The organism is Tenacibaculum amylolyticum (genome assembly GCF_964511145.1).
In the GTDB taxonomy this organism is placed as follows: domain Bacteria; phylum Bacteroidota; class Bacteroidia; order Flavobacteriales; family Flavobacteriaceae; genus Polaribacter; species Polaribacter amylolyticum.
In genome coordinates this window covers 1,703-14,501 of record NZ_CAZEFZ010000065.1, presented here as the reverse complement: position 1 = coordinate 14,501, position 12,799 = coordinate 1,703, and the positions used below count along the sequence as shown (strand labels likewise).

Annotated in this window: 13 protein-coding genes; 7 read left to right on the top strand and 6 right to left on the bottom strand. The window is 27.0% G+C overall.

Features of this window, described 5'->3' with window-relative positions; genetic code table 11:
* Nucleotides 1–14: 14 nt before the first annotated feature.
* From ACKTTC_RS15095 to ACKTTC_RS15075, 5 genes are read right to left on the bottom strand one after another with little or no spacing between them, the layout of a single operon-like run.
* Nucleotides 15–1,232: a DUF4249 domain-containing protein gene (locus ACKTTC_RS15095; RefSeq protein ID WP_408040681.1), complete on the bottom strand. Its 1,218-nt coding sequence runs from the start codon at nt 1,230–1,232 to the stop codon at nt 15–17.
* A gap of 27 nt (nt 1,233–1,259) precedes the next feature.
* On the bottom strand, nt 1,260–2,471 hold the full coding sequence (locus ACKTTC_RS15090; protein WP_408040680.1) for a DUF4249 domain-containing protein: 1,212 nt from the start codon (nt 2,469–2,471) through the stop codon (nt 1,260–1,262).
* Between the two features lie 27 nt (nt 2,472–2,498).
* The gene (locus ACKTTC_RS15085; RefSeq protein ID WP_408040679.1) at nt 2,499–3,722 is read right to left on the bottom strand and encodes a DUF4249 domain-containing protein; all 1,224 of its coding nucleotides are present in this window, start codon (nt 3,720–3,722) and stop codon (nt 2,499–2,501) included.
* Between the two features lie 6 nt (nt 3,723–3,728).
* Nucleotides 3,729–6,467 carry a TonB-dependent receptor domain-containing protein gene (locus ACKTTC_RS15080; protein ID WP_408040678.1) on the bottom strand — a complete coding sequence of 913 codons (2,739 nt, stop codon included), beginning with the start codon at nt 6,465–6,467 and terminating at the stop codon, nt 3,729–3,731.
* A 10-nt stretch (nt 6,468–6,477) separates the two neighbouring features.
* Nucleotides 6,478–7,167, bottom strand: coding sequence for a hypothetical protein (locus ACKTTC_RS15075; RefSeq protein ID WP_408040677.1), 690 nt, complete (start codon nt 7,165–7,167; stop codon nt 6,478–6,480).
* A 639-nt stretch (nt 7,168–7,806) separates the two neighbouring features.
* Between ACKTTC_RS15075 and ACKTTC_RS15070 the strand changes: the two genes are divergently transcribed.
* The 7 genes from ACKTTC_RS15070 to ACKTTC_RS15040 all read left to right on the top strand — a co-directional run bounded on the left by ACKTTC_RS15070 (nt 7,807) and on the right by ACKTTC_RS15040 (nt 12,003).
* Entirely contained in the window at nt 7,807–8,427 is a 621-nt protein-coding gene (locus tag ACKTTC_RS15070; RefSeq protein WP_408040676.1) for a RipA family octameric membrane protein, read from the top strand.
* Nucleotides 8,428–8,452: 25 nt separating this feature from the next.
* Nucleotides 8,453–8,662, top strand: coding sequence for a hypothetical protein (locus ACKTTC_RS15065; protein ID WP_408040675.1), 210 nt, complete (start codon nt 8,453–8,455; stop codon nt 8,660–8,662).
* Between the two features lie 178 nt (nt 8,663–8,840).
* Nucleotides 8,841–9,218: a hypothetical protein gene (locus ACKTTC_RS15060; RefSeq protein WP_408040674.1), complete on the top strand. Its 378-nt coding sequence runs from the start codon at nt 8,841–8,843 to the stop codon at nt 9,216–9,218.
* A gap of 173 nt (nt 9,219–9,391) precedes the next feature.
* On the top strand, nt 9,392–10,609 hold the full coding sequence (locus ACKTTC_RS15055; RefSeq protein ID WP_408040673.1) for a DUF4062 domain-containing protein: 1,218 nt from the start codon (nt 9,392–9,394) through the stop codon (nt 10,607–10,609).
* Between the two features lie 324 nt (nt 10,610–10,933).
* Entirely contained in the window at nt 10,934–11,104 is a 171-nt protein-coding gene (locus tag ACKTTC_RS15050; RefSeq protein ID WP_408040672.1) for a hypothetical protein, read from the top strand.
* The gene (locus tag ACKTTC_RS15045) at nt 11,031–11,822 is read left to right on the top strand and encodes a DUF805 domain-containing protein (RefSeq protein WP_408040671.1); all 792 of its coding nucleotides are present in this window, start codon (nt 11,031–11,033) and stop codon (nt 11,820–11,822) included. The genes ACKTTC_RS15050 and ACKTTC_RS15045 overlap by 74 nt, the downstream gene beginning before the upstream one ends.
* Entirely contained in the window at nt 11,812–12,003 is a 192-nt protein-coding gene (locus ACKTTC_RS15040) for a hypothetical protein (RefSeq protein WP_408040670.1), read from the top strand. Before ACKTTC_RS15045 ends, ACKTTC_RS15040 begins: the two co-directional genes overlap by 11 nt.
* On the opposite strand, the gene ACKTTC_RS15035 is transcribed toward ACKTTC_RS15040, so the two are convergent.
* The gene (locus ACKTTC_RS15035) at nt 11,989–12,411 is read right to left on the bottom strand and encodes a hypothetical protein (RefSeq protein ID WP_408040669.1); all 423 of its coding nucleotides are present in this window, start codon (nt 12,409–12,411) and stop codon (nt 11,989–11,991) included. The genes ACKTTC_RS15040 and ACKTTC_RS15035 overlap by 15 nt on opposite strands.
* Nucleotides 12,412–12,799 lie beyond the last annotated feature (388 nt).

Below are 12,799 nucleotides of genomic sequence, written 5' to 3'. Positions count from 1 at the left end.
TAATTTATACTTATTTATTCAATCCAAAAATTTGGTGGTTTTACAGGGCCTATATGCGTACAATCTCCACAGGGTTTTATGGTTAAAGCATACGGTCTGTTTGGTGGTATTATAGGGGTGTCAGGAGCTCCTTGATAGATATAACCATTTTTTAAATAGTCTAATAGAGGAGAAGTGCCAAAAGAGGTTACTATTTCTGGATTTGGTCTTTCTACGCAATTACCAGCAAATAAATAATTTAAAAAGGGAGCACTTGTTACTTCGCTTCTATTAAAAAATATTCTTTTTGTAGCTATAGATGAAACTTCAAAAAAGCCTATAACTTTATCTTCGATAGGATTTGTATTTGAAGTTATATTACTAGGGATATTTCCTACTTGAGTTTGAGAAAAAATATCATCCGGATTTGAAAAGGTATTTAAAAGAGTGTAAAAGTCAAAAGTACTTTTGTTGATTACATATTGTTTTACTAATATTGAATATCTTCTACCTACAATGTAGCTGTTTAAAGGTATTTTTCTAACAGTAAATCCTACAACTTGGTCTTGAGCAAGTGTAACTGTTTCTGTTAATAGAATGTTTTTAGAATTTAAAGTACCATAACAAAAACCTATGCCATCAACTTCAGGAGTTTTATCAACTAAATCAAAAGCATAAGGAAGAACGTCAGATAGGATTACTATTTTTTTAGGACTCCAAATTGGGGTTTTCACCTTAAATGTTTCAGCATATTCATAACGGTAATATTTACCCTTATCTCCTGAAATAGAACTGTTTGTTTTAATAACAACTTCTTGAATTTGATCTATTTCATTATCTTCTACATTTACTTCAATATTTTCAATAGTAGAAGGGGGAGGAAGTGTTTCGGAAGTTGAGTTATATGTATTTCCGTTTTCTGTTTGGATATTTAATGTATACAATCTATTAGGTTGCGCTTCAAAATCTATGTTAGAAGTATAAATACCATCATTTGTTTCTTGAAAATTATATATAGTACCTAAATCATCTGTTATGGATACGATAGCATTTTTTTCAGGTTTTAAGTCAGTAGAATCTATAGGAATAGTTCTAGATAATTCCACAGTTTGCTGTTTTAATTCATTAGTCAAAACAGCACGTACTACTAAATTTGTATTGAAGCTAACTGTTTTAAAGTCAAAAGTTTCAACGCAACTAGTAATGGTTGTGGAGATAATTATAAGTAATATGTATACTTCAATATGTTTCACTTTTATTTATATATTTAATTTTCGTTTTTATTCAACCCAAAAACTTGGAGGTGTTATTGGGCCTATATGTGTACAGTCCCCGCATGGTTTAACAGTTAATGTATAAGGTCTGTTAGGTGGAGGTATAGGGCTTTGAGGAGGGCTATGATAAATCCATCCATTAAGTAGCAAATCTAATAAAGGAGAATTACCAAAAACGTCCACTATTTCAGGATTAGGTCTTTCTTCACAAAAAGCTAATAAAACATAGTTATCAAAAGGTAAATCGGTTATTTCAGATCTACTTATAAAGGTTCTTTTTTCAGAAACAGAAGAGACTTCAAAAAAGCCAATAACCTTATCTTCTATAGGATTGGTAGTAGAAGAAATATTGCTAGGAATATTACCAACTTGAGTTTGAGAAAATATATTGTCAGGATTAGAAAACGTATTTAGTAAAGTATAAAAATCATAAGTATTCTGATTGATAACATATTGTTTTACAAGTATAGAGTATCTAATACCAATGATATAATTATTTATAGGTATTTTTCTTATAGGAAAACCTATAACTTGATCTTGTGCAAGTGTTTGTGTCTCTGTTAGTCGAATATTTTTAGAATTTAAGGTGCCATAACAAAAACCTATTCCATCTATATTAGGATCTTTATAAACTAAATCAAAAGAATAGGGAGGAACATTAGATAGAGTTACTATTTTTCTGAGACTCCAAATAGGAGTTTTTACTTTAAATGTTTCTTCATATTCATAGCGATAATATTTTCCTTCATCTTCTGAGGCATTACTGGTTACCTTAATAGCTAATTCTTGATTTTGACTAATTTGATTTTCTTCAATATTAAAATCAATCTTTTCTATTGAAGAAAGTTTAGGTAATACTTCGTTGGTTGAATTATAAGTACTTCCGTTCACTGTTTGAATATGTAACGTGTATAAACGGTTAGGTTGTGCAGCAAAATCTATATTGGAAGTGTAAATTCCATTATTTGTTTCTTGAAAATTATATATAGTACCCAAATCATCTGTTATAGATACAATAGCATTTTTTTCAGGATCGAGTTTAGTAGAGTCTATAGGAATTGTCCTAGATAATTCTATCGTATGTTGTTTTAATTCATCAGTCAAAACAGCACGTACTACCAAATTTGTATCGAAAGTAACTGTTTTAAAGTCAAAAGTTTCAACACAACTAGTAATAGTTATAATTATAAGTAATATGTAGACTTTAATGTGTTTCACTTTTATTTATATATTTAATTTACGTTTTTATTCAACCCAAAAACTTGGAGGGATTGGTGCGCCAATATGTGTACAGTCTCCACAAGGTTTAACTGTTAAAGCATAAGGTCTTTCTGGAGGTATTATAGGGGTATCCGGAGGACTTTGATATATCCAACCATTAAGTAGAAGGTCTAGAAGGGGGGAGTTTCCAAAAGGTCCTGTTATAAAAGGATTTGGTCTTTCAGTACAATCTGCCAAAGAAACATAGTTATTAAATCCAGTAAAAGTATCAGCTATTTCATTTCTATTAAAAAATATTCTTTCTGTAGCTATTGAAGAAACTTCAAAAAAACCAATGACTTTATCTTCAGTAGGGTTAGTGGTAGAACTAATATTACTAGGTATATTACCAACTTGAGTTTGAGAAAATATATTATCAGGATTAGAAAATGTATTTAGTAAAGTATAAAAATCATAAGTATTCTGATTGATAACATATTGTTTTACAAGTATAGAGTATCTAATGCCAACGATATAATTATCGATAGGTATTTTTCTTATAGGAAAACCTATAATTTGATCTTGTGCAAGTGTTAGCGTCTCAGTTAGTAGGATATTTTTAGAGTTTAAGGTACCATAACAAAAACCTATACCGTCAATATTAGGGTCTTTGTCTACTAATTCAAAAGAGTATGGAGGAGTATTAGATAATATGACTAATTTTTTTGGACTCCAAACTGCTGTTTTGACTTTAAAAGTTTCTTCGTAAGCATATCGATAATATTGTCCTTCATTTCCAGAAGTATTGCTATTTGCTTTAATAACAACTTCTTTAATTTGATCAATATCATTTTCTTGAACACTTACCTCTAGGTCTTGAATTGTAGATGTCTTAGGAAGTGTTTCTGGTGTAGAATTATATGTATTTCCGTCTTGAGTTTCTATGTTTAGAGTATATGCAATATTTGGTAGTATTGCAAAATCAACGTTAGAGGTGTATATACCATCTTGAGTTTCTTGAAAGTTATACATTTCTCCAGCGTCATTTGTTATTGAAACAATTGCGTTTCTTTCAGGGTCAAGCTTAGTAGAATCTATAGGAATTGTTCTAGATAATTCTACAGTATGCTGTTTTAATTCGTTTGTAATTATAGCGCGAACAACTAAATTAGCATCGAAGGAAGCTGTTTTAAATTCAAAGGTTTCTATACAGCTACTGGCAATAATTAGTAAGAGTATTAAATATGTGTATTTCTTAAACTTTGCCATACTTTTTTAAAACTTAAAGTTATACGTTATAGTAGGGATTGGCACAGAAAAAATTGAACTTTGGTATCCTTCAACATTTCCATCTGCATTTGTTTGGAAGAAAACAGAATATGGATTGTTTCTTCCTAAGACATTATAAACAGAAATGTTCCAGAAACTATGTGCAAATTTTTTAATCTTGTGATTTCCTTCAATATTGATTCCAACATCTAAACGATAATAATCTGGAATTCTAAATTGATTACGATTACTGTAAGTTAAAAACTCAGCTCCTTGGAAAATGAATTTTCCTGTAGGGTAGGTAATAGGTCTACCTGTTTGATAAGTAAAGTTAGCAGAAAAACTATACCTTTCTGTGAATTTGTAATTTAAAACAGCATTAAAATCGTGAGGTTTGTCGTAATTTGTTGGGAAGAATTCACCATTATTAACGGTTTCTTCTTCAAACATACTATTTAACTGAATTAAGGATCTAGAATAACTATATCCAACCCAACCATTTAATTTTCCTTTGTTCTTTTTAACTAAAAACTCTACTCCGTAGGACTTCCCTTTCCCTTGTAGAATTTCTGTTTCAATATTTTCATTTAACAATAAATTAGCTCCAATTTTATAATCAAGTAAATTCTGATATTGTTTATAATACCCTTCTAAACTAATTTCATAATCGTTACCATTAATGTTTTTAAAAGCCCCTAAAGATATTTGTGTTCCTTCTTGAGGTTTTATATTAGAATCTGAAAGTCTCCATGTATCTACAGGAGTTGCAGTAGTATTATTGTTTAAACGGTGTATGTATTGAAAAGACTTGTTGAAACTAGCTTTTAAAGACAAAGTATTATTTAATGAATATCTAGTGGCAAAACGATAACTTAATCCATGATAGGTTTTAAAAATCTCGTTATTGCCATATTCTACTGTATTTACTAAAGTAGTTTCATTTTTAGGAGCACCATCTTGATATACTCTTTGGCTAGAAGGACCTAAGGCTAAATATTGATTAAAACGTAGTCCCACGTTGAAGTTTAGTTTTTTACTAACAGTAATTTCATCTGAAATAAACAATCCGCTTTCCAAAGCTCTTTCTTCAGGAATAGCTAATGGAACTACAGTAGAGTTAGCACCATTAGGATCTATATTTCCAGGATTAATACTATATAATTTAGATTCTAAACCATAATCAAATTTATGAGTATCAGAATAATCATATTTCATTTTAACTTTTAAACCCGTTTCATTAATACGGTATTTTAAGTTGAACCCTTTATTTGTATCATCACTTGCAAAATCAATATCAAAAGAATATCTACTATTTGATAATACTAAATTACCCCAGTTTTTATCATTAAAACGGTGTTCCCAATTCAAAGAAACCATTGTGTTTCCATATTTATTAATAGTATCTGAAGCAATTTGATATTGGTCTTGACTAAAATAACCTGTAGCTTTTAATGAATTATTATCATTAAACGTGTGCTTATACTTTGCAATCACATCGAAAAAAGAAACACTACTATTTTCTATATCTTTATTGTCAACAAGTCCTAAAATCCAATCAGAATAGGTACTTCTTACCCCTAAAATTAATCCAGATTTATCTTTAACAATAGGAATGTCAACATTTACATTACCTGTTACAGGTCCTACAGAAGCTTCCCCAGCAAATTTCTTAGTATTAGGATCGTGCGTTTTAATATCAAAAACAGAAGAAAGTCTACCTCCATATTCAGATGGAATATTACCAGTATATACTTTTAAGCTGTTTGTAGTAAATGGGTTAATTGCTGAGAACAGACCTAAAAAGTGGCTTGGATTGTAGATAACACCATTGTCTAATAAGAATAAATTCTGATCTACTTTACCACCACGAACATTTACTCCTTCAGAACCTTCTCCAGCAGATTTAATAGATGGTAAAGTAATTGCTACTTTTAAGATATCTCTTTCTCCTAGAACTAAAGGAATTTTCTTTATTTCTTGTGCTTTAATTTGACTAATACCCGCTATAGTCTGACGAACATTTCTTGTTCTGTTAGCGTCAATAACAATTTCGTCTAATTGCTCAGATTTTTCATTAATAGAAAAGTTTAACTTACCATTGTTATACATAATTAGATCTTCAGATTGCGTATCAAAACCAACAAAAGAAGTTTCTAAAGTATTTGCTCCATAAGGAAGTTTTAAACGATAAAAACCTTTACTATTTGTAGTAGTATAAATGTTTTTAGTCCTTTCAAAAACAGTAACACCTTCCATAGGTTCTCCATTTTTATCGTTTGTAATAACACCTGTTAAAGTATATTGATCTTGCTTGTTCTTTTCTTCTTTTCCAATTTTTATAATTCCATTATTAGAACCTCTATTGGAATCAACTAATACAGGAGCGTCGTCTGATTCTGTAGAATTATTATCATAGATACTTGTTTTAATTAAGTTTCCATTAGTTAAAACAATATTACGATCATTCAAAACATAATAATTTATTTTACTACCACTTAAAACAGTATCAAGTATTTGCTGAATTGTAGCATTATTAAAATTGAACGTTACGGTACTATCATCCAGCCAATTTTCAAGAAAGTAGAAACGATAATTTGTTTTCTTTTCAAGTAAATCAATAATCTGTTTTTTGTTTAAGTTATTAATCTCTACTGAGATTTTTTCATTTTTTTCCTGAGAAAAAGCAGGGATTAAATTAAATACTAATACAAGTATCAGTATTATTTTTTTTATAGCTAATTTCATTCTTTTTAGATTAAGCTTGAAGTTGTTTCATTAATTTTACAACAAAATTTTTATAATCGTTTTTCAGTAAAAAGCGATTTGTTTTAAAGAACTTTGTTATAGTTTTTTTCTGATTAGGGAAAATTTTAGTAAAATCTCTTTTAGAATTTATTGAATAATATTTCTTTTGATAAAAGAGTAAGTATTCTTCTTTCTTTTTCTTAAAAGTATGATATCTATAATCTCTATCATTATTTTCTTTACTAGTTTTCTGATGCTTTTTATAAACTGTAAAATTATCTTGTAGGGCAACTTCTTCAAGAAAACCTAATTCAGTATTTGTGTTAACGAATTTAAAGTTTCCTATTCGAAAAGTTTTTATAAGCTCTTTATCAGGTACTATGGAGATTGCTTGTTTTTGATTTGTAATTTTTAACACTACAAAATCATCTACAATATCGTATTTAAGTTGTACATTATAGTATGGCTCACCTCTATAAAGAATATCTCCTTTGTTAAATTGATTATTTAAAAAGAAGTTATGGTTATCCTTAAACCTTTTTCTATAGGTTTCTTTAAAAATGGTACCATAACTCAAAGGAGTATTACTTTGTCCAATAGTATTGTCAAAAGAAGTATAAAATAGACTCTGACTATTGTTTTGGCACAACGCTGAAAAACTGATGACGAAAAAAAATGTCAATAGTAGCAATTTCTTCATTTAGCTTTTGATTTGATGAATTTTGAATCAATAAAAATAGTGCATTTTTTTAGTTAAAAATGTTAAAAAAATATTTTTAAAACCAAAACATCAGTTTTTTTATGGTAAAATTATTTTTTTTGTTAAAATTTTTATAAATATTTAATTGTGCTAAAACAATAGGTAAATAATTTTAAACCAGATTATTGTTTGCGAATAGAAGAAAAGAGTTTCTGAAACTATCTTTGCACTTTTTAAAAACTAAAGATATTTGAAGTTTAAATAAAAAAATCACCCGAAATGGGTGATTTTTCACTTATTTATGTGTTTGATTTATAGTGTTCTAAATTTTAAAGGGTAAGAATTCGGGTAAAAGTGTGGATTTTATATAAAATTTTAGAAAAAACTTTTAAACAAAGATAAAAAAATCTAAAGCATGCACCTAAATTTAACTAGAATGAGTTTTTAATATAAGGATATTACTTCTAAAATTGAAAAAACATATAAACTTTATAATTCTAAATAAAGCGAATCACTTTTTAAATACAGATAAATTAATTTCGTTATAGTTTTTCTTATATTTCCTAGTATATTTGGATAAACACTAGAATTAAAATAATTACAATACTTATATCAGTGTGTTGTGAAGTTCATACTTGAATGAATAATATAGCCCCCGACAGTAAAAAACTTACTCGAAAAGAAAGATATCAATTCTTGATAAATGCAAGAAATTTTCATTATGATAATTTCAACAAATGGATGACATATTTTTATGTTGCTAATGGTGCTTTATTTGTTGGCTATTATACTATTGCTTCTAACGCAAATATGAGTACAGAAAAGTTAATTTTGATAACACTTGGATATATTACTTCTCTTTTTTGGTATTGGTCAAGTAAAGGTTATTATTTTTGGAATATAAATTTTATAACACTTGTTAACGACTGTGAAAAGAATACATTAAAACTTAAAAAGAAAGAACGTGTTTATTCAGTATTTGCAAATAAAAAAACTCAAAACAATTATTTAAACCCAATTAGTGGAGCTAATATTTCAACATCAAAAATTGCAATTTTATTTTCATTTGTTATTTCGATTGTATGGAGTGTTTTATTATTGGAAAAACTGAAAGAAATGAAGTTAATGGAAATTCACTTTCTATGTGAATTTATAATCTCGACATTAGTAACATTAATCTTAAGTTATTTTATTCCCAAGTATTTTTTAAAAAGTAAGATTGACCATTTCCATGATTTAAAAATCAATCAAATAACATAAACCATTATAATAATATATAAAGAAAATGGATTTAAGAAAAATAGCAATAAGTCTTGAAAAAGAAATATGTACAAAACACAATGAAAAACCAAAAGCAACACCAAAGAGAGATTCAATAGATATTTCTTGTTGTTGTGAGGAGTTTAAAACTAAACTCATTAATAAAATGTCCTCTGAGATAAATAAACAAGTAGAGAATGAATTAAATAAAGCCTTTAAAGGGTTCGGAAAATAATGGAGCATAATAATAGCTATTATCATTTACTAAGTTTAGTCTATTAAACCTTTTGATTTGGCTTTTAAAATGAAAAATTAAATTAAAGTTTTGGCTAGTTGCTTAATCGGAAATTAACCACGTATTTTTTCCCTTACTAACTATAGAGCCACTAACATAATATACCTAGAAACGTAATATGGGTACACCATTTGGAACAGATGAAAGAATAAGTAGATTTTCTAATTTAGCAGAAAGCCTAACATTAGAATTGATTCAAATACTTACAGAAAATTATAATGCTGGAAAGCTCTCTTTAGGAAATAACATGACCGACAATTTTTATGAAAAAGAAGTTTTTTATACATTAACTGATAGTGAACTTGAAAATGATTTTTTGACTTTTAAATATAAAAATACAGAATTTGGAAGTCCATATGAAATAATAATTGAATCGACAGGAATTGATTCTCCAACAGAATTAAAAATCCAAGTAGATGAAAATTTAGTAAATAAATTACCTGACAAGATGATCAAAGAATTGACCGATAGATTTTATAAGTTGATCTTTAACTAAATAAAAAGCACTTTATACAATAAGACATTGTAAACTCAATAACAATGGATATTTCTAATAAGAATTTTACAACTATTTATTAAATTAGTTTGAATAGCAGAAAATACTTGTCTAATTTCCTACAACTGATACTTGCACAAAACCGTTGTGCTTAATCCCAAAAAACTAAATAAATGTCTAAACCTGTTTTCTTTATTTCATCTACTATTTATGATATGTCAGATTTAAGATCTTCTATTAAATGGTGGCTTGAACAAAATAACTATATCGTTAATGCATCTGATTTTAATGATTTTGATAAGCCTGTTGACGCGAATTCTTATGAAGCTTGCCTCAAAGCTATAGATAATTCCGATTATTTCATATTAATAATTGGAGACAGAACTGGTGGAATGTTTGATAAAAACACAACTATAACTCAAAAAGAATATCAGCATGCTTACAACAGAAGAAAATTAGGAAAAATTAAAATTATAAATCTTATAAGAAAAGATACTTGGACAAATTTTAATCAACTAAAATCAAAAATAAAAGAACTAAAAAATAATACTGAAATTGATAAATCTTTAGTTGATAATCTTTTAAATGAAAAAGAAAAAATACTTTTTAATTTTATTAATGAAGTTAGACGTGTTAAAGAAATGAAAGAAGGTAAACTTCCAGAAAACAACTGGCTTCATTCATTTGATACATTTAAAGATATTGTAGACGTTCTTAGAATTGAATTAGGTAGCAAATTGGACTTGAATTATAAACAAAATAGATTTATTGCAATCAATGATATTAAAAATAATTTAAAGAAAATTTGTTCTAAAAATGAAGGTGCTATTTACCCAATAGCCTTTCTATCCAAAAAACTTTGGGATAATTTTGATTTTGATTTTGATAATCCAAATTTCACCTTTTCAAATGACCAATATTTAAGTTTTGGTAGTTTTTATATTTCGTGTTTACAAATTAAACCTTTAGTTACTAGTAGACTTGAAACTCTTTATAGGACTGGTTTTTTCCTAGAATATGATAACAATAAAAATGATTTTATAAGTGGTTCTTTGAACGAAGTTGCAATACAATTAATTAATAGCTACGAAAAAATAAATAGTCTTCACAAATCACTATATGAAAAAAAACCAAATAGAATACTAGAGTTAGGAAAGAAGAAAGATAACTCTCATTTAAAAGGCACTAAATTAGAAATGTTTTTTGCTTTAGATTTTAGAGATAGTATAGAGAATTGTATAAAATTATCTAAATCACTATATAATTTATTAATGGGCTATGATTATGAAGTCCCTGAAATTAAATACATAAATAGACTTCCTCCAGAAATGCAAGTCAAAGAAAAAAATATAATTACCGACGAAGAAATTTTAGACTATTTAAAACATTGATTTAAAGTGTTAGAATAAAACAAATTTTGTGAAACATAATTAGAAAGATTAAATGAATTAGATTTACATCAATTTAACTTTAAAGTTATTACTAACTAAGATTTTATTTATATTAGCAACTTAAATATTGTAATGATATTTAGAATTAACCCCGAAATAAATCAATAATGAATAATATATTAAATAACACCTCTAAAACCGTACCTTGGTTTATTTCTCGTTTAATTCTAAAATTTAAAAAATTTCGTTAATAAGATTTTATCAAAAAACTAAAAAATTACTGCATTATATTTACTCTAGTATTAATTTTAAATAGAGTTAAAAATGAAAAAAGCAGTATTTATTTTAGTAATGTGTTTTTGCGCAATTTTATTAACTGGTTGTATCGATCAATCTAAAGAATTACAAGAAAGGATAGAAAATGAAACACTCGTTGACCCGTCAGACGACGGAACAATTAAAGATACAGACCCAGACGACGACGGAGAAGGTTAAAAATAAATTTACAGGGATATTAGCTGTTATTTTTTTAGTTATAGGAGTAACAGCTTCCTTTGCTCATCGCTTATTCACTAAAGCCGAAGAAAACCCATTAATTATTCAATTAAACAAAAAGAGATCACAACTAAAAAAAAACTGGGAAGAAAAAGAGCTTACCCATGACAATCTTTTTAAAAATAATTCTATCAGTAAAGAGAAGTATTTTAAAATTAAAGAATATAATAAAAAACAAAGAATTAGTGATTTTAAAAAAATCAGTAAAGAAAGAAAAGCTTTAGCACATGATTTTAGTTTCAATGGACGAAATAGTAAACATTACTGGTTTTGGGTTTTTGGTGTATTTTTACTTATGTTCATTATTACTATTTTTTCTTCACTGAAAGATTATAGATTGTATAAAGCAGGTTTATTAAAATGGTATGAACCTTATTCGAGTATTGTTTTTATCTTAATTTCTCTTTTTTGGCTATACCATACCATCTTCAAAAAAAACTATGATTTTAGTATTGATTTTTATTTAGTTTCATTAGTAGTTATACTAATCCCTTTATCATACTTTTTATATCATTTTATAAGAAGAGTCTTTACTATTGAAGAAAAATTATTAGAAAATAATAGAAATTTAGTTTCTCATGTTTTAAACAACACTAAAGAAGATAAAGAAAATGAAAAATGGGAATTATTAGATAAAATTTCAAAAAATGGGAAATAATAAAAAGAAAAAAGAAATAATTAGTCGTTTAGAAAAAACAAATCAAATAAATCTAAAAGATAAAGAAAATCAATTAACTATTATAAAAAAACAGGAAATAACAATTAAGGAGCTTAAAAATAAATCTTTAAAAAATTTAGTTCAAATAGGTTTTATAGAATCTAACTTATTCCTTACCTAAATAAGCTAATAAAGATTCTTTTGTAGCAGTAATCTCAGCTAATTTTTTAGCAACTCTAACTTCGATAATATTCGAAAAAATTTTTCTTTTCATAAATTCCTCCTCTTCTTCTGCAACAAAATTTATTATTTCATTAATAAAAAACTTCACACCATCTTTTTCGTAATAAATATCGTCTAACTTTTCTTTAGTACCTGTTAACAACCACTCTTTAGTATACTGAGGGTATTTACTATTAATTATTGAAGCTAGATTTCTACTGATAGAAGCATTACCTCTAAGAATTTTATATATCCGTTCAGGTCTTTCAAAACCTAATGCTTCTGAAAACTGTTTTGGGTTTTCAAAGTTCAAGTCCTTAATAATAAAATTTATTACTTCAATAGATTTTTGAATTCTTATATCCATAGTTAAAAAAACAACAAAAAAGTTGTAATACAATAAAAAAGTTGTATATTTGTGTATCGAACTAATTCAAATATAGGCAAATTATACTTGATAATCTTTAATGAAGTTTTAAAACTCAAATACACAAAACATTATCTTTTATATTCATCTATTTTATAATTAGTTAAGTAAACAATAAATTAATACTATAAATTTAATATCCTATAGTTCAACGGGGGGCTATTTTCCGTAGAGGGGTGGGAACATATGTAGGGTTTTTCGGAGGAAACCTTATTTAATTCCCTAAGATGTCGCCTTTTTCATAGGGTGGCTTATCAACTCAAGTATGAAATACTACTTGGGTTGATTTTAAAAATTAATACGATCTATTTGGAACTGTAAAAGGTAC

Coding starts and splice junctions, on each gene's coding strand:
- ACKTTC_RS15085 (WP_408040679.1), bottom strand. CDS start 3,722: ATGGCAAAGTTTAAGAAATACACATATTTAATACTCTTACTAATTATT.
- ACKTTC_RS15080 (WP_408040678.1), bottom strand. CDS start 6,467: ATGAAATTAGCTATAAAAAAAATAATACTGATACTTGTATTAGTATTT.
- ACKTTC_RS15075 (WP_408040677.1), bottom strand. CDS start 7,167: ATGAAGAAATTGCTACTATTGACATTTTTTTTCGTCATCAGTTTTTCA.
- ACKTTC_RS15070 (WP_408040676.1), top strand. CDS start 7,807: ATGAATAATATAGCCCCCGACAGTAAAAAACTTACTCGAAAAGAAAGA.
- ACKTTC_RS15065 (WP_408040675.1), top strand. CDS start 8,453: ATGGATTTAAGAAAAATAGCAATAAGTCTTGAAAAAGAAATATGTACA.
- ACKTTC_RS15060 (WP_408040674.1), top strand. CDS start 8,841: ATGGGTACACCATTTGGAACAGATGAAAGAATAAGTAGATTTTCTAAT.
- ACKTTC_RS15055 (WP_408040673.1), top strand. CDS start 9,392: ATGTCTAAACCTGTTTTCTTTATTTCATCTACTATTTATGATATGTCA.
- ACKTTC_RS15050 (WP_408040672.1), top strand. CDS start 10,934: ATGAAAAAAGCAGTATTTATTTTAGTAATGTGTTTTTGCGCAATTTTA.
- ACKTTC_RS15045 (WP_408040671.1), top strand. CDS start 11,031: ATGAAACACTCGTTGACCCGTCAGACGACGGAACAATTAAAGATACAG.
- ACKTTC_RS15040 (WP_408040670.1), top strand. CDS start 11,812: ATGGGAAATAATAAAAAGAAAAAAGAAATAATTAGTCGTTTAGAAAAA.
- ACKTTC_RS15035 (WP_408040669.1), bottom strand. CDS start 12,411: ATGGATATAAGAATTCAAAAATCTATTGAAGTAATAAATTTTATTATT.